The 22,355-nt window shown below is 62.2% G+C and carries 15 protein-coding genes; 9 read left to right on the top strand and 6 right to left on the bottom strand.

Going from position 1 to position 22,355, the window contains the following annotated elements:
• Window positions 1–31 precede the first annotated feature (31 nt).
• From B4F07_RS06700 to B4F07_RS06715, 4 genes are all read right to left on the bottom strand, one after another.
• Window positions 32–2,383 (bottom strand): TonB-dependent receptor, encoded by a 2,352-nt coding sequence (locus tag B4F07_RS06700; protein ID WP_293703160.1) that lies wholly within the window; start codon window positions 2,381–2,383, stop codon window positions 32–34.
• 477 nt (window positions 2,384–2,860) lie between these two features.
• Complete coding sequence (locus tag B4F07_RS06705) at window positions 2,861–4,249, bottom strand: peptide MFS transporter (protein ID WP_293703157.1); 1,389 nt, start codon at window positions 4,247–4,249, stop codon at window positions 2,861–2,863.
• Window positions 4,250–4,253: 4 nt separating this feature from the next.
• Complete coding sequence (pip, locus tag B4F07_RS06710; RefSeq protein WP_293703154.1) at window positions 4,254–5,231, bottom strand: prolyl aminopeptidase; 978 nt, start codon at window positions 5,229–5,231, stop codon at window positions 4,254–4,256.
• Between the two features lie 253 nt (window positions 5,232–5,484).
• Complete coding sequence (locus tag B4F07_RS06715) at window positions 5,485–6,117, bottom strand: TetR/AcrR family transcriptional regulator (RefSeq protein ID WP_293703151.1); 633 nt, start codon at window positions 6,115–6,117, stop codon at window positions 5,485–5,487.
• A 170-nt stretch (window positions 6,118–6,287) separates the two neighbouring features.
• On the opposite strand from B4F07_RS06715, the gene B4F07_RS06720 reads away from it, so the two are divergent.
• The 6 genes from B4F07_RS06720 (at window position 6,288) to purU (ending at window position 13,397) form a co-directional block, all read left to right on the top strand.
• On the top strand, window positions 6,288–7,436 hold the full coding sequence (locus B4F07_RS06720) for an MFS transporter (protein ID WP_293703148.1): 1,149 nt from the start codon (window positions 6,288–6,290) through the stop codon (window positions 7,434–7,436).
• Between the two features lie 89 nt (window positions 7,437–7,525).
• On the top strand, window positions 7,526–8,770 hold the full coding sequence (locus B4F07_RS06725; protein ID WP_293703145.1) for a sarcosine oxidase subunit beta family protein: 1,245 nt from the start codon (window positions 7,526–7,528) through the stop codon (window positions 8,768–8,770).
• A 7-nt stretch (window positions 8,771–8,777) separates the two neighbouring features.
• Window positions 8,778–9,065, top strand: a complete 288-nt coding sequence (locus B4F07_RS06730; RefSeq protein ID WP_293703142.1) for a sarcosine oxidase subunit delta — start codon at window positions 8,778–8,780, stop codon at window positions 9,063–9,065.
• On the top strand, window positions 9,062–11,995 hold the full coding sequence (locus B4F07_RS06735; protein ID WP_293703139.1) for a sarcosine oxidase subunit alpha family protein: 2,934 nt from the start codon (window positions 9,062–9,064) through the stop codon (window positions 11,993–11,995). Before B4F07_RS06730 ends, B4F07_RS06735 begins: the two co-directional genes overlap by 4 nt.
• Complete coding sequence (locus B4F07_RS06740) at window positions 11,988–12,512, top strand: sarcosine oxidase subunit gamma family protein (RefSeq protein ID WP_293703137.1); 525 nt, start codon at window positions 11,988–11,990, stop codon at window positions 12,510–12,512. The genes B4F07_RS06735 and B4F07_RS06740 overlap by 8 nt, the downstream gene beginning before the upstream one ends.
• A 24-nt stretch (window positions 12,513–12,536) precedes the next feature.
• A complete protein-coding gene (gene purU, locus B4F07_RS06745) occupies window positions 12,537–13,397 on the top strand; it encodes a formyltetrahydrofolate deformylase (protein WP_293703133.1) in 861 nt (286 codons plus the stop codon).
• A 261-nt stretch (window positions 13,398–13,658) separates the two neighbouring features.
• Here purU and B4F07_RS06750 read toward each other — a convergent pair whose 3' ends face one another.
• Together B4F07_RS06750 and B4F07_RS06755 are read right to left on the bottom strand one after the other, a co-directional pair.
• Complete coding sequence (locus B4F07_RS06750) at window positions 13,659–14,984, bottom strand: sigma-54-dependent transcriptional regulator (RefSeq protein WP_293703131.1); 1,326 nt, start codon at window positions 14,982–14,984, stop codon at window positions 13,659–13,661.
• Window positions 14,981–16,678: a sensor histidine kinase gene (locus tag B4F07_RS06755; RefSeq protein ID WP_293703129.1), complete on the bottom strand. Its 1,698-nt coding sequence runs from the start codon at window positions 16,676–16,678 to the stop codon at window positions 14,981–14,983. Before B4F07_RS06755 ends, B4F07_RS06750 begins: the two co-directional genes overlap by 4 nt.
• 189 nt (window positions 16,679–16,867) lie before the next feature.
• Here B4F07_RS06755 and dctA point away from each other — a divergent pair, with 189 nt between their 5' ends.
• Genes dctA through B4F07_RS06770 form a run of 3 tightly spaced genes read left to right on the top strand, consistent with a single transcriptional unit; the run spans window position 16,868 to window position 22,286 of the window.
• The gene (gene dctA, locus B4F07_RS06760) at window positions 16,868–18,253 is read left to right on the top strand and encodes a C4-dicarboxylate transporter DctA (RefSeq protein ID WP_293703126.1); all 1,386 of its coding nucleotides are present in this window, start codon (window positions 16,868–16,870) and stop codon (window positions 18,251–18,253) included.
• Window positions 18,250–19,197 carry an alpha/beta hydrolase gene (locus B4F07_RS06765; protein ID WP_293703124.1) on the top strand — a complete coding sequence of 316 codons (948 nt, stop codon included), beginning with the start codon at window positions 18,250–18,252 and terminating at the stop codon, window positions 19,195–19,197. Before dctA ends, B4F07_RS06765 begins: the two co-directional genes overlap by 4 nt.
• A gap of 17 nt (window positions 19,198–19,214) precedes the next feature.
• A complete protein-coding gene (locus tag B4F07_RS06770; protein ID WP_293703121.1) occupies window positions 19,215–22,286 on the top strand; it encodes a TonB-dependent receptor domain-containing protein in 3,072 nt (1,023 codons plus the stop codon).
• The last annotated feature ends 69 nt before the right edge of the window (window positions 22,287–22,355 follow it).

The following is a 22,355-nucleotide window of genomic DNA, read 5'->3' on the forward strand; positions in this document are numbered from 1 at the left end:
GAAGAACGAACCGCCGCCACTTGGGACATCATTAATAACGAACAGTCAATGTGAGGCCGGTTGTCCGCGGGCGATTGATGAACGCCGAGGAAAGCGGTCCGTCGAGCACGCCGTTGACCAACCGTGCCGAGCTGGTCGGAATGGTCGTCGCCTGCAATTCCAGATCGTTCAGGACATTGGTCATGTAGGCGGTAAGCGACCACCACTCCCGTTCCAGCCCGACGCGCAGGTTGAGCATTTCCATGCTGCCCAATTTGCCGGTCGCGAAGTTCTGCGGAAAGGTTTCGCGCTCGCCGATATACTGAAACGCAATCTGACCGGTGAGTTCGAGGTCGTCGCTGTCCAGCGGGTAGCGAAGATCCGCCCCGGTGGAGAAGGACAGGCTCGGGACGTTGGGCGGACGGTTGCCCTTGGCGAGATCCTGATAGTCGGCAGGCGCGCCAGCAACGGCAAACACCGACATCCCCTTGGTATATTCGGCCTCGGTCAGATTGCCGCTGAAGAACAGCGACACATTGCTGCTGGCCTTGTAAACGCTTTCGACTTCCAACCCATAGATGCGCAGCTGCGGGCCATTGGCGGTCAGTGCACCGGGATTGCTGATCCCGATCTGTGGATTGTCGAAATCCGAATAGAAGCCCGCAATATTGAACGTCAGGTCGCCGTCCATCCAGCGCGACTTGATGCCGATTTCGCCCGTGACGATGTCATCCGACCCATAGGTCAGCGCGTCCTCAAACTCAGGCGAGCCGACGGGGCCGAACCCGAGCGCCGAGAACGGGCTGTTCAGCCCGCCGTTGCGCACGCCGCGCGCCAGCGTACCGTACAGCATTACGTCACGGGTGATGTCATATTCGAACGCCACACGCGGCAGGAAGGTGTTGAGCTTGAAATCGAAACTCGTCCCCGGGCCGCCCGGAGCGGTCAGCGCCTCGACATCGTTCGGCACCGGGAAATAGATTGGCGCAAAAATGTCGCTGGGGTCGGTGAAGATCGGCGAGAAAATGCCGATGACAAAGGATTCGACCAGCGTCGATGTCACCTTTTCGTTGACGTAGCGGGCGCCTGCGAAAAGCCGCAGCCGATCCGAAACATCATAGCTCAGCTCCACGAAACCAGAGAACTGGCGCGTATCGACGCGCGTCGTGCTGCGCTCTATTTCGGTCGAGCCCGTGTCGGTGATATTGGCATAGCCGTCACCCGTGACCAGCGCGGTCGAGGTCGCCTTCGTGTCCTGGAAAAAGGCGCCCGCGGTGACATTCAGCGGCGAATCATAGTCCGAAACGAAGCGGAACTCCTGCGACACGCTCCGTTCTTTGCCGCGGGTTTGCGCAATCGCGGTGAGATCGGACGACAGCAGGTTGCTCGCGGTGTCGAACGGCGGGAATGCGTTGAAGAACCCCTCGAACCCATAGGTGTAGGCCGAACTGAACGTCTCCGCTTCGCGCCGACGCTTGTAAAGGCCGGTGATGGATTCGATCGTGATCGGTCCCGAATTGTACGAAATCTTGCCGCTGTAGAGTTCGAAGTCATCCTGGTTCAGACCGTCGATCAGGCTCAACGACGGCGCGATGAGGTCTTCGGTGCCGACGCTGTCGCCGATTGTCGTCGGTTCGATAAAATTGAGCTCGCCGATATCGTCGCGTCCCACATGCGCCGCGAGACGCAGAGTCAGATTTTCCGTCGGGCGTGCCACGATGATCGCGCGGCCACCGAACGATTCAAAATCGTTCATATTGTTTTTGTTGAGGCCAAGGTTGTCGATGTAGCCATCGTCCTTGCGATAGAAACCAACGATCCGAATGCCCAGTTTTTCGGGAACAAGGATCAGGCTCGTGGCATTTTCAACGCGATAATTGACGCCGCCGTTGTTGGTTGTGCTGACGCCGCCACTCGACGTTCCTTCAAAGGTTTTGCCGCTGTCGAGATCGGGGTCGGCGGAGAAATAGCGGATCACGCCGCCCATCGCGCCTTCGCCGAAATAGGTGGGCTGCGGGCCGCGCAGGACTTCCACTCGGTCGAAGTCGAAAAAGTTGAAGTCGCGCTGCGACGCCGATGACGACGCCACCGAAATATCATCGACGAGGATCGAGACAAGCGGCTGCAGCGCGTTGCCCGAAACCTGGGTACTGTTGGTCACGCCGCGAATGTTGATTTCATTCGTGTTGGGGCCGCGATCGAGCAATTCGACGCCCGCCACGCGGTTCGCCAGATCTTCGAAATCGACAATGCCCGAGCGCTGAAGCTCGGCACCATCGAGCGCGGCAATGCTGCCGCCGATGTCCTGGATCGATTCCTCGCGAAAGCGCGCCGTGACGACGATTTCATCCGCATTGCTCGCCTCGACGCCCGGTTCTTGTGCCGCCGCGCCTGCGCTGAACATGAGCGTCGATGCGCTCGCAACCAATGTTGCCGTTATCCCCCTCAGTGACACATAACCCTCCTCTAACTGGACTGGATCAAATATTATTCTTTTGTAACAATGCGATGGTTCAAAGCGCGGCGGCTAGTGCCGTGCGGAACAGGGCAATGCAAATGTCGACGCCCGCGGCGCGAAGACCCACAAGACAATTGGCAAAGCATGGCCCGAAAACTTCCTCCTGAACCCGCGCGCATCCGAGCGAGATGTTGTGGAGATCGAAGTTCCGGCGAACAGCTCGCCTCTTTCGAATCCCCTCAAACCCGAACCCAGACCGTTGTACAATACATCAATGTATTGTCAACAAACTGTCACGGTCTTTTTCGCGTTTTTGGCTGGTTTTTCGCGCGCGTTTCCGCCAGGCGCTGCCAGCATCTGCGGCAAGAGACCGCGCCGGATTGCGCGCAGCGAATCCGGACGGCGAAAGGGCAGACAAGAAAATCAGGCTGGCTGGTCAGCGAGAAGCTGTCGGCTCAAAGCCGGTGCAACAAACAGCATGATAACAAAAGCGGCAAAGGCGAACGCCGCGTGCAGCGCAAAGAACCCAGCATGGCTTATCGATTCCCACAGTGTGGCAAGGCTGCCAACCAGCAGATTGCCCAGAAACACCGACAGGAAGACCGCCCCCATCATCGTCGAATTGACCGGCGTCGGGGCGGCGCGCGAGAATAGGGCCAGCAGCGTCGGCCAATAGAAGGTGAAGCCCAGCGCATTAAAAGCGTAGAGCAGGACCGGCCAGATCGCCCCCACCACCTCGCCCCGGTCTGCCCAGCCGGCGGGCAGGATCATCATCAAATTTGCACCGGCAATGATCAGGTAGCCAATCGTGATTTTGGTCATTTCACCCGTTGCGCCGCCACTCCGTGACTGCCAGCGCCACAGCGCAATCAAGGTCGGCACCGCGAGAATGCAGAACAAACCGTCGAGCGCGTTGAATGACGCCGTGGGAACCGTCCAGCCAAACAGCTGGCGATCGACCGAAGCGTCGATAAACAACAAGCCCGCGTTCATTTCCTGAAAATAGGCGGCGCAAGGCAGGATGCTGATCGCGGCGAGGAACAACAGCGCCGCGACATTCCGCCAATCGCCGGCCGACAGCGAGCGCGCTTCAGATGAATCGCGTTGCCGCTTGCGATCGGGCGGCAGATGTTTCCAGCCACCGAGATAGGTGGCCAGCGCGATGAGCATCAGCGCGCCGGCCGTTCCGAAGCCAACATGCCAGCCATACACCTGCGCCAGAATGCCGCACAGCAGCGGGCCAAGCAGCGCACCCACATTGATAGCGGCAGAGAAGATCGCAAAGGCACGCGTCCGCCGGTCGCCGTCCTCGGGCTGATAAAGCTGGCCGACCTGAACCGAGATATTGCCTTTGAGGCATCCGGTTCCCGCGATGAGCAGCGCCAGCGCGATCAGGAAACTCGCTTCATACGCCATCAGAATATGGCCGGCCGTCATCAGCAATGCGCCGAGCACCACCGTGCGTCGTTGTCCGAGGAAACGATCAGCCAGCAATCCGCCGAAAATTGGCGTGAAATAAACGAGGCCGGTATAGAGACTGAACATCTGGCTGGCGAAAGCCTGGTTCGATAGCGGTCCAGTCAGTGTCTCAATCGCGGTTCGAACGCCAGCAAAACCAACAACACTGTCCGACACGCCCGGCGCCAGCAAATGCTGGATCATATAGAGCAGCAGCAGTGCCGACATGCCGTAGAAGGAAAAGCGCTCCCATGCCTCGGTGAAGGCCAGATAGGCTAGTCCTTTGGGATGGCCCCAAAAGCTTTGGTCGACGGGGTTGCGCGCCGCGAGCGGGAGAACTGATGCGACGGCCACGCCTTTAGATATCCATCCGAACGGGCGGCGCCTGTTCAGCGAAGCGATCGGTCGCCCGAATCAGCTGATCGAGAATGCCGGGTTCCGAATAGGCGTGACCGGCGTCGTCGATGAGATGAAAGTCGGCCTCGGGCCAGACCTTGTGCAGCGCAAAAGCGTATTTGGCCGGACACGGCAGGTCATAGCGGCCTTGGACGATCACGCCGGGAATTCCCCGCAGCTGATGCGCGTCGCGCAGCAATTGTCCGTCTTCCAGCCAGGCGTCATGCGTGAAATAATGATTTTCCAGCCGCGCAAACGCCAGCGCATAACGGTCATCACGCCACAGCGCCGCAAGCGCAGCATCGGGCAGCAACGTCGACGTCTCGCATTCCCAGCGCGTCCAGGCCTTTGCCGCTTCGACCTGCACAATCGGGTCAGTGCCGGTCAGTCGGCGACGATAAGCTGCGACAATATCGCCGCGCTCTGCTTCGGGAATCGGGGCCTGAAGCATCGCCCATTTGTCCGGAAAAACCTCCGATACACCCATCCGATAGAACCAGTCGATCTCTGCTCGCGTCACGGTGAAGATGCCGCGCAGGATCAGTTCGCTGACGCGCTGCGGATACATTTCGGCATAGGCAAGGCCGAGCGTCGATCCCCACGATCCACCAAAAATCAGCCATTTTTCGACCCCGACGAGCTGCCGCAATCGCTCAATGTCGGCCACTAAATGCCATGTCGTATTGGCGTCGATGCTGGCATGCGGGGTCGACTGGCCGCAACCACGCTGATCGAACAGCAGGACGTCATAGCGTTGCGGGTCGAACAGGCGACGATGCGATGGCGCGATACCGCCGCCCGGGCCGCCATGCAGGAACACCGCTGGTTTGCCGCCGGGGGTGCCCACGCGCTCATAATAGACATGGTGACCGTCGCCGACGTCGAGCAGACCGGTCTCATAAGGCTCGACCGGCGGGTAAAAAGTGCGCAACTCGGTCATATCCACCAGCCCTCAACACGAAACGCAGAACCAATACGCGAGGAGACCAAGGTCGGCGCCTTCCCGCTTGTCCTATCTGAATCTTACAATACAGATGTGTATTTTGTATCGATGTTATGTTTGGGACTGTCAAGGCCAAGATGTTGATGCGCGGCGCCGGTCGGTCCCCACGCATCGCCGGTGATTAAGGGACGATAGATCGCCTCGGACAAAGAAATCCGTTAAATGGGAAAGGTCAGCGCTGCGCTCGGACTCAATCACGCCCTGTCAGGACTCTCATATAGCTGCGGACGAGTGCCTGCCGCTGTTCGTGCGATTCCTGAAGCCCGGTCGCATAATATCCGACCTGATGAAAATACACGATACGAGCCCGGATCATCGAATCATCTTCGTCATAGCCGCCCTCGACGAAGACTTTCCGAATGGCTTCGATGCGGATCGCGTCGACCTCCTGCACCACGGCTTCGACGTCCGCGGCCAGATTGGCCCATGCGCGCACCGCTCGGTCATAGGCCGGACTGAAGCCCTGCTCTGAAATATAAAGATTGGCCAGTCGAGACAGCCGTTCGTTCACGGTCCCCGGCGTAGCGAGCACGTCGAGCATCGGCTGCGTGTTGCACGTGCGCCAGTCTTCGAGCAGCTTGTCGAGAAGTTCGGTGTGGTTCTTGAACCGCCAGTAGAATCCGCCCCGTGTGACCCCGGCGATTTTGGCAAGTCGATCGATCTTGACGCCGACGATACCTTCCTCGATGAGCGTCTGCCGCGCCGTGTCGACCCATTCCTGCGTCGAGGGCGTATGCTCGGGCGGCGGCGTTCGACGCCAGGTGCGCCCTGTTTTCCCCGTCCCCGCGCCGGTTTTTGCCGGTGTCGATTTTTTCTCGGTCATAGCGCCTCATTGCCAGATAAATATGGGTGCGGTCAATCATTTGCCCGCCTACCGAAATTGCCGTCGATGGCTTGTTGCGAGGGGCTGGACATGTCAATACATAGATGTATTCCTAGCGCAGCCGACCCATGGAGCGGCTACGCCAGCGCGCGGTCTGAAGGGAAAAGTTGATGGCACGCAGGACGGATAGCCTTACATTGATCGCAGCGGTCGTGATCGGCAATGGCATCGCGCACATCGGCACTTCGACGATGCCGTTCCAGGTCGGCGCGCTTATGGACATGGGCCTGAATGGGCGTGAAGCCGGACTTTTCGGGTTCTTCCAGATCGGCGCCCTCGCCCTGTCGATGATCCTGCTCGCCCCGTTCATCCACCGCGCCCGATCGGTGACCGTTGCGATGGCAGGCGCGGTTTTGACGATCGGCGCGCATGTGCTGATGTACATGGTGCCGGGATCCTTCACGCTGCTGCTTCTGTTCGCTGCGCTGGCCGGAACCGGCTATGGCTTGGTCTTCGCAGCGACGATTACCGGCGGTTCAACCGCGGCCAATCCCGACCGCGTTTATGCCATCGGCAATGGCGGCGCGGTCGCCTATGTCGTCGCCCTGATGTTCATCATGCCGATGGCGAGCATCTACCTCGGCAAGATGGGCGCCTTTCTGGCCGTTGCGATCGCGATCCTTGTCACCATGCCAGTGATGCTCGCTTTCAAGGCGCGCGCCAGCCTGCCCACGATGGATGCCGGCAGTCTGCTTCGTCAGCCGGCGGTGCTGGCGCTCATGCTGATGTGGGCAGGATATTCGCTGGGGACCGGCGCGCTGTGGAGTTTTGCCGAACGGATCGCCAAGGGGTTGGCGATTGCGCCCGAAACGACCGCGACGATCCTGTCGCTGAGCGCGCTTTGCGGCATATTGGGGACTGGCGTCGCAGCATGGTTTGGCGGCCGGTCGCCGCGCATCCTGTCGATGGTGATCGGGCTGGTCGGCACCGGCATATCCTGCCTGATGCTCGGCTTTGCAACAGGCACGGTGATGTTCGCGCTCGGCGTCCTGACCTACTGGATCTTCTACATGTACCAATATTCAGTGTTCCTGGGGGTCGCCGCGTCGATCGACCCCTCGGGCCGCGCCGGGACATTGGGCGGGGGCTGCGAGCGTTTTGCGTTCGCGATTGGCGCCCCGATCGGCGGCATCGTCACGGACCTTGGTTCCTATTCGATGCTCGGTATCCTCGGCTTTCTCAGCTGCGTTCTCACCATTCCTTTATGCATGCCGCTTGTCGCGCGGCGTCTGGCCGTCACACCCCCTGCCCCCGCCTGATCGCAAATTCTGCGACTGGCCCATTGCATAAATACAGTAATGTATTTATGCTCTTCGGATAGTTTGTAACAAACGGGGGAGCAGCGCCGGTGACACGATATTCTGCGTGGTCGCTCGTGCGCGCCGGTTTTGCAGGTCAGCGAACATGGGGTCCCGCCTGGCGGGACGCGACACCCAGGAAACGCTATCAGGCGATCATCATCGGCGGCGGCGGACACGGGCTGGCCACAGCATATTATCTTGCCAGCAGACACGGCATCCGCGACATTGCGGTGCTGGAGCGTGGATGGATCGGCGGCGGCAATACCGGCCGGAACACGACCGTCATCCGCTCGAACTATTTCTATCCCGAAAGCTCGCGCTTCTATGATTTTTCGCTGACGCTCTACGAAGGGCTGTCGCGCGAACTCAACTACAACATCATGTTCTCACAGCGTGGGATGTGGAGCTTTGCGCACGACCGGCATGGCGTCGAAATGCTGCGCCGTTCGGTAAACGCCATGCGGCTCAACGGCGTCGATGCCGAATATCATGAGGCCGATGAGGTCCAGCGGCGGATTCCGGGCCTCAACCCCTCGCCGCGCTTTCCAATCCTCGCGGGCCTGCTCCAGCCGCGCGGCGGCACCGCCCGCCACGATGCCGTCGCCTGGGGCTACGCGCGCGCCGCGGACAGCTTGGGCGTCGACATCATCCAGAATTGCGACGTCACCGGGTTCGACATCCGCGGCGGCCGTATCGTCGGCGTGCAAACGACGCAGGGCGATATCGCGGCCGAATGCGTCGGCATGGCCGTCGCCGGACACAGCAGCGTGATGGCCGAACGCGCGGGCTTTCGCCTGCCTATCATATCTTACGCGCTCCAGGCGTTCGTGTCCGAACCGCTCAAACCCGTTTTCGACACCGTCGTCCTGGCGCCGTCCACCGGCACTTATCTCAGCCAGTCGGACAAGGGCGAACTAGTGATCGGTAGCGGCCTCGACCTGTTCCCCTCCTACGCGCAGCGCGGCAGCCTGCCTGTGCTTGAACATACCGCCGCGGGTCTGATCGACTTGTTCCCGCAATTCTCGCGCGTTCGCCTGTTGCGGCAGTGGGCAGGCATCGTCGACGTGGTCGCAGACTCGACGCCGATCCTCGGCGAAAGCCCGGTGAAAGGCCTCTATCTCAATTGCGGTTGGGGCACCGGCGGCTTCAAGGCGATTCCCGGTGGCGGCTTCTGCCTTGCCCACCATATGGCGACGGGCGAGGCGCATCCGCTGGCCGCCGCCTTCTCACTCGACCGTTTCCGGACCGGCGCGCTGATCGACGAAGCCGCCGCATCCGGCATCGCCCATTGAGGTTTTCATGCTGCTGATCGAATGTCCCTGGTGCGGCCCGCGTGCCGAAAGCGAATATCGCTGCGGTGGCGAAAGCCCGATCGTGCGCCCTGCTGATCCTGCCGCCACCGACGACGCGGCGTGGGCGGACTATTTGTTCTACCGCGACAATGTGAAGGGGCTCAGCTTCGAGCGTTGGCATCATCGTTTCGGCTGCGGCCTGTGGTTCAACATCGCGCGCGACACGGTGTCGCATCGCATCCTCGCCATCTACGGGATCACCGATCCGCGCCCCGTGCTGGGGCCGGGCGCATGAGCGGTTATCGGCTGGAACGCAGCGGCGACATCGACCGCAGCCGCCCGATTAATTTTCGGTGGGAGGGTCGCAGCTATACCGGCTTCGCCGGAGACACGCTCGCGTCTGCATTGCTGGCGTCCGGCGTCCGCATGATCGGGCGCAGCTTCAAATATCACCGCCCGCGCGGCCTAATCGCCGCCGGCCTCGACGAACCCAATTTTATCGTTCAACTCGAACGCGGCGCAGGTACCACGCCAAATCTCAAGGCGCCTTATGTTGAGCTCTACGATGGTCTGGATGCCGCCCCCGTCAACGCATGGCCCAGCCTTCGCTTCGACCTGCTCGCGGCCAACAGCATCTTCAAACGCTTCATCCCGGCGGCATTCTATTACAAGACCTTCATGTGGCCAACCTGGCGGCTGTTCGAACCGTTGATCCGCAAGGCCGCCGGTCTGGGCGCGTCACCCAAGCTGCCCGATCCGGATTGTTACGAACAGACCTCGGCGCATATCGATGTGCTGATTGTCGGCGGCGGCATCGCGGGGCTCGCGGCCGCGCAGCACGCGGCGATGTCCGGGAAGTCGGTGATGCTGGTGACGGGCGGTCGGCATTGGGGCGGCCGCTTGGCCGGGACCAGCGATAGCGTAGAGGGCAAGCCCGCAGCCGTCTGGATCAAGGACATGCTGCGCACGTTCACCGCCATGCCCAATGTGACGTTGATGACGCGCACGCTGGCGACTGGCCATTTCGACCATGGCATGGTCTCCTTGTGCGAGCGCCTGACCGACCATATGCCGATCCATGAACGCTCCGGTCCGCGGCAGCGGTTCTGGCGGGTCCGCGCCGACGCGCTGATTCTGGCCACGGGTGCCATCGAACGACCGCTGGTGTTCCGCGGCAACGACCGTCCGGGCATCATGCTGGCAGGGGCGGCGCGGGCCTATCTGCATCGCCATGCCGTTGTCGCAGGGCGCGAGATCGTTGTGGCGACCACCAACGACAGCGCCTGGTATGCCGCATTCGATCTGGCCGAGGCGGGAGCAACGATCGTAGCGATCATCGACACCCGACCGTCCCCGTCCCCGGCGCTCGTCGAACGCGCGGAAGCGCTAGGCATCATGGTCCACGCCAGCATGGCACCCACCGAGGCGATCGGTCGGCAGACAGTGCGGGCGGTGCGGATCGGGTGCGTGTCCTCCGCGGGACGCATCCACGGTGCTACTCAGACATTGCCGTGCGATCTGCTGCTGATGTCGGGTGGATGGAACCCGGCCGTGCATCTTCATTCACAGGGCGCCGGGCGGTTGAAGTTCGATCCCGGCCTGAGCAGCTTCATTCCCGAAGCAGAGAGTAGCGGCCACCGCATCATCGGCGGGGCGGCAGGCGACTTTGCGCGTTACAGCACCCTCGCCGCGGCACCCGAACAGGCCGTGACGCGACGTCCCGGGCCGCCCCAAGCTGCGCTGTGGTCGATATCGGAATCCGATGTCCCCGACGCCGAGGCGTGGGTCGATTTCCAGAACGATGTAACCGCCGGCGATATCGCGCTCGCCGCGCGTGAGAATTTCCGGTCGGTCGAGCATCTGAAGCGCTACACCACGCTTGGCATGGCGTCCGATCAGGGCAAGACTTCGAACGTCAACGGTATCGGCATCCTCAGCACATTGCTGGCCAAATCGATCGAGGCGATCGGCACCACGAAGTTCCGTCCGCCCTACGACCCAATCCCGTTCGGCCTGTTAGCCGGTCACCGGATTGGCGACGGTCTTCGCCCCCGCCGTCAGCTCGCGCTCCATGATTGGCATGTCGGCAGGAATGCGTCGTTCGAAGAATATGGCGGCTGGATGCGTCCCGCGGCCTATTTGCGGCCCGGCGAAAGCGAAGCCGATGCCGTCCGCCGCGAAGTGTTGGCCGTGCGAACCGAGGTAGGCATTTTCGAAGCCTCACCGCTCGGCAAAATCGAAGTGAAAGGCCCCGACGCCGCGGCCTTCCTCGATCTTATGTACGTGAACCGGATCAGCACGTTGAAACCCGGTCGCTGCCGCTATGCAATTATGCTCAGCGAGAATGGCACGGTGTTCGACGATGGTGTCGTGACACGGTTGACCGACGACCATTTCCTTGTCGGAACCACCAGCGGCCACGCCGCCATCATCACCGAGGCATTCCGCGAATGGCTGCAATGCGAATGGACGACGATGCGCGTGCTGGTGGAGGATGTCACGACCTGTTGGGCGGTCGCCAACGTCGTCGGTCCGCAGACGCGCAGCGTGCTCGACACGCTGGCTTCCGATATCGATTTTTCGGCCGACGCCTTTGCCCATATGACCGCGCAGCGCGGCTATATTGGCGGCATCCCGGCCCGCGTCGCGCGCGTCAGTTTTACTGGAGAGCTTTCCTACGAGATTGCTGTGCCGTGGCGCTGTGCCGGGGCATTGTGGGAGACGCTGATCGCGGCGGGATCTTCGCACGGCATTGTCCCGTTCGGCGTCGAGGCGCTGATGACGTTGCGGATCGAAAAAGGTTTCCTGCACATCGGGGCGGATACCGACGGCACCACGCTGCCGCAGGACATCGGCCTTGGCGCGATCATGGCGAAAAAGACGCAGGATTTCGTCGGACGCCGGTCGGCGCATCGTCCGGACGGTTTACGCGGCGACCGACGCAGCTTTGTCGGACTGGAGGCGACCGACGGCAATGCGGCTCCGCTCGCGATTGGAGCGCATATCCTCCCCGCCGGGACGACGCAGCCGCAGCCTGGTGAGGGCTGGGTCACGTCGAGCACATGGTCGCCGACGCTGGGCGCGCCGCTGGCTCTCGCGATGATTGAGCGGGGTGAAAAGCGGATCGGGGAAAATGTGCGTGTCTGGGATCTGGGCGCATGGCGCGAAGCACGCATCACCCGCGCCTGCCGCTATGATCCGCAAGGAACCCGGCTCGATGTCTGACGCCTCGCTGATGCCCGCATGGTGCCGCCACGACCCCGATCTGGCCGTGGCGAAGGTCCAGGTCTATGACGCCCCCGACGCGGCGGATCGACTGGCCGCAGCACTCCGCGTCCGCATGCCCACGGCCAACCGTTACGCCGAAGCCGGCGGCATTATGCTGGCCGCGATCGCGCCCGACGAGTGGCTGCTAATCGGCACCGCAGACGGCCTCGCGGCGGCGCTCGAACGAACCGATGCGGCGCTTCGCGGGGAGACCATACTGACACTCGACGTCACCCACGGGCTGGTTGCGCTGCGGCTCGAAGGCGCGGCGGGTACCGCCTGCCTTGCTGCATTCACCGCCCTCGACCTCCGCCCCGCCAGCACCCCCGTCGGAGCGGCGCTACGCACTCGCTTCGGCGACATCGGGGTGCTCGTCGCCTGCACCGATGACGCGCCGACGTATCTGCTGCTCGCCGATCAAAGCTACACCCCCTACCTCCTGCACCTGATCGGCCAGAGCGTATGCCTCGGGTGATGCCGAACCGACCGGACCCCTGCCATGACCGAAACGAAACCCGCGCGCTGCGTCCTCCGCTTCCGCTGCCCCGATCAGCCTGGTATCCTTGCCAGCGTTTCATCCTTGCTCGCCGCAAACGGCTGGGACATTCGCGAAGCCGCCATATACGGCGACCCCGACAGCACTATCTTTTTTGTGCGGACCGAATTGGCGAGCATCCGCGCGGCGATCGCGGACCTGCCGCGTCATCTCGCGCCCGCCATCGAAACGCTGGGCCTCGATTGGGAGGTCCATGACATCGCACAGCCAATGCCGGTCCTGATTGCGGTCTCGAAATTCAACCACTGCCTTGTCGACTTGCTCCACAAAGTCGAAATTGGCGCCCTGCCGATCCGCGTCGTCGGGGTTGTTTCCAATCACGATCAGGAGCGTAAATATGTCGAATGGCACGGCATCCCGTATCACCACCTTCCCGTCGGTCGCACCGACAAGGCGGCACAAGAGCGCCGTTTCCTGGAAATCATCAACGAAAGCGGCGCCGCGCTGACCGTACTGGCCCGCTATATGCAGATCCTGTCAGACGAGTTTGCCGCGAGTCTCGATGGCCGCTGCATCAACATTCACCACAGCTTCCTGCCGAGCTTCAAGGGCGCGAAACCTTATCATCAGGCAAAGGCCCGCGGCGTCAAGCTGATCGGCGCCACCGCGCACTATGTCACCGCCGATCTTGATGAAGGGCCGATCATTGAACAGGACGTGCGCCGTGTCAGCCACGCGACGACCGCAAACGAAATGGTCGCCATCGGCCGCGAGGTCGAGGCATCGGTCCTGTCCCGCGCCGTCCGTTGGCACGCCGAACATCGGATCATCGGCAACGGGAACCAGACCGTCGTTCTCGTTTGAGTTCTTGGCAATAGGCGCACGGCAATGCGTAATGCATCTGGGACGCCCCGGATCGTGGGAACGCCGCGAGTTGGACTGCCAGTTCGCACGACTGAAATGAGGCGCAAGGCGGACGCTGTATGGTAGAAGGTGGGGAGGGTTCAGGTCACTGACGGTGTTTATCGATGTTGCAGAGCGCGGCGCGCGCCTCCGTTCGCCAATAAGCGGCGCTTTCGTTGCGCTCTCGATGGCGGCCCCGCTCATCGCCGCCAGATCGTTCGTTCATGATCGAAAATTACGCGCCTGAAGCCCGTACTTGGCAAGTTTATCGTACAAGGTTTTGCGGGGAATATTCAGATTTTGCTGAACTTCGGCGACGCTTCCGCCAGTACGGCGCATCGCATCTTCCAGAAGCGTTCGCTCGAAGTTTGCGACTAGAGAATGCAGACTTGCTCCCATCGCACCCCGCGATGCGGGTTGAGCGAGGCGCGTAAGTCCGAGCACGAAATTCTGCGCAAATGTTCGCAATTCGCGCAGATTGCCGGGCCAGTCGTGGCTGACGAGATGGTGCCACTCGATCTCGGTGAGATCATCTGCCGTTCGTTCGAGACTGCGTTCGAAATCTGCCACGAACATGCGGAACAGTTCTGGTATGTCGTCACGCCTCTCAACGAGCCGGGGCAAAGTGACGGTTATGCCGCTCAGCCGGTCTTCCAACCCGCGGTCGCGGGCTAGACCGTCATCGTCTTCCGGACGGCGTATCGTTGTGGTCCCGATTATCCGGATATCGACGTTCTTGGGGCGGTCGGCACCAAGGGCAATAAAATTCCGGTGATCCACAAGGCTGACCAGACGCGGCCGGTCGCGTGCGGTGATCGTTTCCACGGCTTCGATGACCAGCGTCCCGCCACTTGCCCGCTCGATCATCCCCGACCTCGACAGCGCGACCGACGGATCGCGGCCATAGACCAGGACGTTGGCTTCCTCGTTGGCGAACACGCCTGGATCGAGGACGACGAACGGACGATTCCGGCGCGGGCTGAGATCATGCACCCTGCGTGCGACATGGCTCTTGCCGGTGCCCGTCGCACCGCTGATCAGCAGGTCGGCATCGGTCTGCGCCACTTCGCGCACGATCCGCTCGGTGCGGCTTGCGACGGCGGACGATCCCATCCAGCCTGTGCGTGCGCTGCCTTCGAGTTGCGAGCGAAGTCGGCGGTTCTCCAGCAACAGCTTGCGCCGGTCGGCTGCCTGGCGCACCGACCGGGCGAGCCGCTCGATCGCGTAGGGTTTGGTGAAAAAGTCTGCCGCGCCATCCTTCATGGAGTTGACGGCCATCGACACGTCGCCGTGCGCGGTGGTGAAGATCACGGGGATATCGGGGTCGATTTGGCGAATCCGGGCAAAGAACTCGATCCCGTCGAGGACAGGCAGGCGAACGTCGCTGACCACCACGCCATCGAAGTCGGCATTGATCTCGCGCAAGGCGGCCGTCGCGGCCGGAAACGCCGCCACGGCGAATCCCTCCAGCTGCAATGCCTGGACCGTGCCTGCCCGCAGACTTTCGTCATCCTCGACGAAGACGACCGATATGCCATCGTCGATCATTTTGTTCGGGGAATGATCATGGTGAAACAGGTCCGGCTGGCGTCGGGTTCGAAAACGAGGTCGCCGCCCAGATCGCGCATGATGTCGCGCGAAATGACCAAACCGAGCCCGAGACCGTCCGGCTTCGTGGTGGCAAAGGGCTGAAATATCTGGGCGACCTCGTCGGCACCGATACCGGGGCCGCTATCGCTCACGCGCACGCGGATATCGTTTTCGTTGCGGATGACCTCGATAGTAACCGCGCCAGCTTCGCCGACGGCGTCCAGTGCGTTCTGGAGCAGATTGACCAGCACCTGTTCCAGACGCACATGCTCGACGGCAACGGCTATATCGAGGTCATCCGCCGACGGCATCTGCAGCGCCACGTCCATCGACACGATCCGATCGCGGAGCAGAAGGAGTGCCCCATCGACGATCTCGCCGATCCGGACCAGGCGTCGGGGGCCGGGTTGGCGGCGGCTGAATCGCCGCAGCTCCCCCGTAATCAGGCCAAGCCGATCCGCGAGGCCGACAATCTCGCGGAAATTTGCCGACGCCTCTTCGGCACGTCCGCGCGCAATGAGCTTCTCGCCGTTCTCTGCAAACACCCGCATAGCCGCAACGGGTTGCCCGATCTCGTGGCCGACTCCCGCTGAGATCTGACCCAGCGTCGCGAGGCGGTTTGCCTGAGACAGCTGGTCGCGCAGCGTGCGCGTGCGCTGAGCGACCATCTCCTCCTGCAAGGCCTGACGTCGCCGCCGCACGAAGGCCAAGGCGAACGCGAGCGCGATCGTGCTGGCCAGTGCCAGCGCCACGGCCAGCCGGCCGCTAGCGACTGCGGCTGCTGCGCGCGGCCCCGGGTCGACTAGCAGGTGCAGGATCCATCCATCGGGCGAGATCGGCTGCAAGGTGTCGAACAGCGGCGCTTCGATGGTCGCACGCTCACCCGCGCCGCGAGTCCGCATGATCGCCAGCGGCTCGAGTCGGGCCAAGCCGAAGCGTTGCTCGTCCTGCACGGCGTCGCGCGCGCGGGCGACGCCTTCTCCGGTCAGCCGGAACCGCCACCCTGCGTCTGTTGCCAAAAGCACAACGCCGGTCGCATCGGTGACGTAGACGCCGTCGGTTGTCTTGCGCCAGCTTGCCTCGAGTGCGTCGAATTCGATCTTGACGGCGACGACGCCTAACGGGCTGGTCGTCGAACCTGCCCTGTGCGCGATATACAGCCCTGGCTTGCGGCTGACTGTGCCAAGCGCAAACTCGGTCGAGGTTCCTGCGTCTAGAGCCTGCCAGAAATAACGGCGGAAGGCGTAGTTCGACCCGACAAAACTGGCTGGCTGTTTCCAGTTGCTTGCCGCAAGGGTGAGACCGTCCTTGTCCATAACATAAATGGCCGCGGCACCCGATTGGCGGGCCAGGTTCTCCAGCCGGGTATCGAGATGCCTGGTCTGGCTCGCATCGCCCTCGAGCAGCTCGCGCACTTGCAAGTCTCCTGCCAGCGTGATCGGCAGCAGGCTGACCTTGTCGAGTTCGCTTCTGAGACCGGCGGCGAGAATCGCTGCATCATCGCGCGCAACCTCCTTCTCCTGGGCGAGGGCGCGCGCGTACATTACCCGGTCGACGGACAGAACTAATCCGACCAGTAGGACGATGGCGACCACCGCTGGCAGAATCAGGCGACGGCGATCACGAACCATAATGTCTGTCCAGCCAGCCATCTCGGCATTGTGCGGTTTTCCGCATAATGTGCAACCTGAATGTGCGGAAAGCCGCACGAATCTGACTGACTATTTTGATTAACGCATTGAATATAAATCATAATTGAATTTCGTCCTTCGGCGTTTCACGCCTTTCGATCGCGATTTATAGTGCCCGTAAGGCAAAACTGCCGTGGGAGAGGATCAGCGATGGGGTTGGCAGCGGCCACTGGCGACACGAGCGTGTCCGCTCGCAAATTGCCATTCTACCGGCATCTCTATGTCCAGGTGTTGAGCGCGATCGCGCTCGGAGCGCTGGTGGGACATCTGTTTCCAGCCTTCGGCGCCTCGCTGAAGCCGCTCGGCGATGGCTTCATCGCGCTGGTCAAGATGATCATCGCCCCGGTGATCTTCCTGACGGTTGCGACCGGCATCGCCGGAATGAAAGACATGACAGCGGTCGGCAGTGTCGCCGGCAAGGCGTTCGTCTATTTCCTGTTCTTCTCCACCCTCGCACTGGTCATCGGGCTGGTCGTCGCCAACGTGGTGCAGCCGGGTGCGGGCCTGAACATCGATCCCGCGTCGCTCGATACTGCGGCCGTTGCGGCATATGCGGAAACGGCCGAAAAACAGACCATTTCGGCCTTCCTGCTCGGCATGATTCCCACAACGCTGTTCAGCGCGCTGACCAGCGGATCGATTCTCCAGGTGCTGCTGGTCGCGATCCTGACCGGTGTCGCAATCGCCACGACGCGACCGCACAGCGACCTCGTGCTCGACGTGATGGGGTCCTTTAACAAGGTCATCTTCAAGCTCGTCCACATGCTGATGAAGTTCGCCCCGATCGGCGCATTCGGGGCGATAGCCTTCACCATCGGCGAATTCGGAATCGGTTCGCTGGCCAGCCTCGCTGCGCTGATCGCGACCTTCTACCTCACCTCGCTGCTGTTCGTGCTCGTGGTGCTCGGTCTCGTCGCAAGGCTGGCAGGCTTCACCATCATTGGTCTCATCAAATATCTGCGCGAAGAGCTTCTGCTCGTTCTCGGCACCTCCTCGTCCGAGGCCGCGCTGCCCAGCCTGATGGAGAAAATGGAGATTGCCGGCTGTCGCAAGACGGTGGTCGGACTGGTGGTGCCGACCGGCTATTCCTTCAACCTGGATGGCACCAACATCTACATGACGCTGGCCGCACTGTTCATTGCGCAGGCGGTAGGCATCGATCTGTCTTTGGGCGAGCAATTGACCCTGGTTCTGGTCGCGATGGTCAGCTCGAAAGGCGCGGCAGGCGTCACCGGGGCGGGCTTCGTCATCCTCGCGGCAACGCTGTCGGTCGTCCCCTCGGTTCCGGTCGCCGGGATGGCACTGATCCTGGGCATCGACCGGTTCATGAGCGAATGCCGCGCGCTCACCAATTTTATCGGCAATGCGGTGGCCACGATTGTGGTCGCAAAGTGGGAAAATGCGCTCGACACGCAGCGCCTCGCCGCCGCGATGGCGGGCAGCCCGATGCCGCTTCCGGAACCCGACATCGAACATCACGAACGCACCGGGCCCTATAGCGAAGGCATGGCAGCCGCGATCGGAGAGACGCCATGATTGCCCGTCGCACGCTGATCTCGGGCGCTGCTACGCTGCTCGCCGCATCGACCTTGCTGGGCAGCGCTGCGCTGAAGGCGCAGAATTTCGATGAAATCCCGCTGTGGCCGGGCAAGCCGCCGGGCAAAGGCGACGTTAGCGGACCGGAACTGATTGGGGACAAGGGCGCCGGCTTTGGCGCGGTGTCCAATGTCTCCAACCCGCGCCTGCGGGTCTATCGCCCCAGCCACCCCAATGGCCGGGCGGTGCTGGTGATCGGCGGGGGCGGATATTTTCGCATCCAGCTTTGGAAGGAAAGCACACCGGCGGCGCAATGGCTGCAGCGCAACGGCTACACGGTCTTCGAGCTGATCCATCGCCTTCCGGGCGATGGCTGGGAAGCCGCCGCCGCGTTCATGGATGCGCAGCGCGCGATGAAGATCATTCGCCATCGTGCCGACGAATTCGGCATCCGCCCCGACCGCATCGGCATATTGGGGTTCTCGGCTGGCGGGCATCTGGCTGGCTATACCGCGCTGAAACCGGACCAGGCGTTCTACACGGGAAACGACAGGTTCGAAACAGCGTCCGCGCGACCCGACTTTGCCGTGTTGCTGTTCCCGGTGGTCACGCTGCGCAAGCCCTACGACAAGACCCGCACCAGGCGCGAAATCGTCGGTCGCGAACCGAGCCTCGCCGCACAGGAACTGTGGTCGCTCGATACGCATGCGTCCAAGGACGCGCCGCCGATGATCCTATTCTCCTCGGCCGACGACCAGACGACGCCCCCCGGCCACAACATCGCATTGTTCGAGGCGCTCAACCGGGTGGGCGCGCGTGTCGAGATGCACATCTTTTCAGCCGGAGGCCACGGATGGGGCCTCGGCACGCCTGACCAGACCCTGAGCCAATGGCCGACGCTGTTCACCGCCTGGCTCGATACGCAAATTGTCCAGAACAAATGATCGGGAGGATCACCAACATGCGCATCACCGCAACCATTGTCAGACTGGCGCTTCTAGGCGGCACGAGCCTGCTCGCTACCTCTATCGCCTCGGCTCAGGACCAGGCGGCGACCGGGTCGCAGCCGGGTGCCGCGGACGTGACCGCTTCAGCCCCTGTCGCAGAGCCGGAGATTGTCGTGACCGGCACGCAAATCCAGGGCGCGCAGATCAACGACGTGTTGCCCGTGACCGTGATCGACGAACAGTCGATCGAGAACAGCGGCGCATCGTCGGGCGACGAGATGTTCCGCGCCATCCCGCAGGCAGGGACGGTCGCCTTCAACGAGCAGAACGCGACGACCCAGAACAATGTGCGCGGCGATGTCGGCTCGATCAACCTGCGCGATCTGGGCACCGGCAACACGCTCTTGCTGATCAATGGCCGCCGCATGAACCTGCACCCCGGCTTCCAGACCGAACTGCTTGTGCCGGTCGTCTCGCCCGACACCAATGAGATCGCGCCCGGGAGCGTCAGGCGGATCGAGGTCCTGCGCGATGGCGCATCGGCCCTTTATGGTGCCGATGCCGTGGCGGGCGTGGTCAATACGGTCCTCAGGGGCGGCATGAAGGGCGGCTTCATCGAAGGCGACTACCGCATGTCCGATGGGACGAGCCTGTACAGCTATACGTTGACCGGTGGCTACGGGTTCGACTTTGGTGGCGGCCGCGGCAATGTTACCGTGTACGGCAGCTACTTCCACGAAAACGGCCTTCCCGTCACTGGGCGGGATTACGCGCGGGACGACAACCGCCTGCCATTGGTCGAAGGGACCGATTTCGAGGGCGATGCTTCGTTCAACAACCGCAATACATTCGGCCCGTTCGGGCAGTTCGATATCCAGGCGCCTTCCAACCGCACGCCGATCGCCGACGACGACTTCTACCTTCAACCGAGCACCTTCGCCGGTTGTCGCCTCCAGTTCGGCGGCGGCATCTGCGCCCGCAACGGCGAAACGCCGGTCGCTGCCGTTCGTTACAACACGATATTCGGCAACAGCCTGATCAGCAAAAAAGATCGCTATAATGCGTTAGCGTTGCTCAGCTACGAGTTGACCGACGATATCGAGGCCTATTTCGAGGGCAGCTATTACCGGTCGGAAAGCGTGCGGAACTTCGACCCGTCGGCAATCCTCAGCGCCGTCCCTGTCGGCATCTCGCGCAACGCCTATTACAATCCATTCGGCCCCACCACGCGAAACGGACAACCAAACCCGCAGCGTTTGCCGGGCACCACGATTGCGGCCGAAGGCGCCGACCTGATCATGGAACGGTATCGCTTCGTCGATGTCGGCAACCGGATCATCGATGTCGAGAAGGAAAGTTACCGGCTCGTCGCCGGATTGCGCGGCAATTTCGGCGCGTGGGACTTCGATACCGGCTTCGTCTATTCCGAGGCCGATACGATCGACCTGGAGCGCAACCGGGTTTCGCTCACCGCCATGCAGCGCCAGATCAACCTGACCACCCCCGACGCCTATAACCCGTTCAACGGCGGTTGCCTTGACGATCCTGGCCTCGGCGATTGCACGCCCAATCCGGCCGCATCGATCGAGCCGTTCCGGATCGACGTGTTCCGCAAGGGCGGCACCAGTCTGGCGCTCGCCGACTTCAAGATCAGCCGCGACGATCTGTTCACCCTTCCGGGCGGCAATGTCGGCATTGCCGCCGGCGTGGAGTGGCGGCGTGAGACCTTCTACGACGACCGTGATCCGCGGCTCGACGGGACCATCACCTTCACGGACAGCGTCACCGGCGTGTTCAACGGCAGCGATGTCGCCGGCACCAGCGAATCTCCGGATTCTGACGGCGTCCGCAACGTCTATTCGGCGTTTACCGAGCTGTTCGTTCCCCTGGTCAGCCCTGAAATGGACATTCCGCTGGTCGAGGCGTTCAACGTCCAGCTTGCGGGCCGGATCGAGCGCTTCGCCGACATCAGCGCAACCGCCAAGGTGCCGCGGATCGCGGCATCGTGGACGACAATCCCGGGCGTCACGTTCCGCGGCGCCTGGTCGCAGGGTTTCCGCGCCCCGAACCTCGTGCAGGTGAACGACGACGGCACCACGCGGTCGAACACGCGCGACGACTTCGTAGTCTGTCAGGCGCAGGTCGAGAAGGGCATCATCGCCAGCCTCGCCGCCTGCCCCGGCGCGGGCGTGATCAGCTTCCGCTCGGGCGCCCGCAACCTGCGGCCGGAAGACAGCGAAAGCATCAATCTTGGCATCGTGCTAGAGCCTGGGTTCATCCCCGGCCTGACGGTCACGGCAGACTATTGGCGGGTCAAGCAGACCGGCCTCGTCGGCACGTTCGGCGATGACAACGCCATTGCGCTCGACCTGCTGCGCCGTTTGGCAGGGAGCACCAACCCCAACGTGATCCGCCAAGCGCCGACAGCAGACGACATTGCCCTGTTCGCCGGAACCGGCCTGGCCCCGGCGGGCAGGATCGAACGTGTGATCGACCCCTATGTCAACCTGGACAGCCGTGTGTCGAAGGGTTGGGACTTCGGGCTTGTCTATCGCGTGCCCGACTTTGGGGCCGGTGACTTCCGGATCCGGCTCAACGCCGCACGGCTCGACAGCTTCGTGCAGAGCGCAGGCGCCGATGGACAGGAAATCGTCGATGCAATCGCGGCCGGTACGCTGCCGCTCGACGTCACCGTCGGTGGGCTTGGCGAACTTCTTGAGGTGGACGGTCGGCCCAAATGGCGCGCCAGTGGCTCGATCAACTGGGAAAAAGGTCCGGTCGCTGTGGGCCTGTTCGGCAGCTATGTCGGCAAGTTCTACGACACGAGTGTCGTTCGCGATGTCCTTATTGTATCGGATGATCCCAACGCCAACTTCTTCCCCGTCGATGACGTCTTCACGATGAACGTATCGGTCGCCTATACGATCAACAACGACACTCCGCTCGACGGAACGCGGCTGCGGTTCGCGATCAACAACCTGTTCGATACCGACCCGCCGCTCGCCGACGAGACCTATGGCTTCTACAGCGATCTGCATAGTCCGCGCGGTCGCCAGTTCGCCATTGAAATCAGGAAGAAGTTCTGACGCTGTGAGAATGCATCGGGTCCGGTTGTCGTGTGGGGGGGCGCTCCTTGCGCTCGGAGCGTGCGCGCA

Source organism: Sphingopyxis sp. UBA6723 (assembly GCF_002454115.1).
In the GTDB taxonomy this organism is placed as follows: domain Bacteria; phylum Pseudomonadota; class Alphaproteobacteria; order Sphingomonadales; family Sphingomonadaceae; genus Sphingopyxis.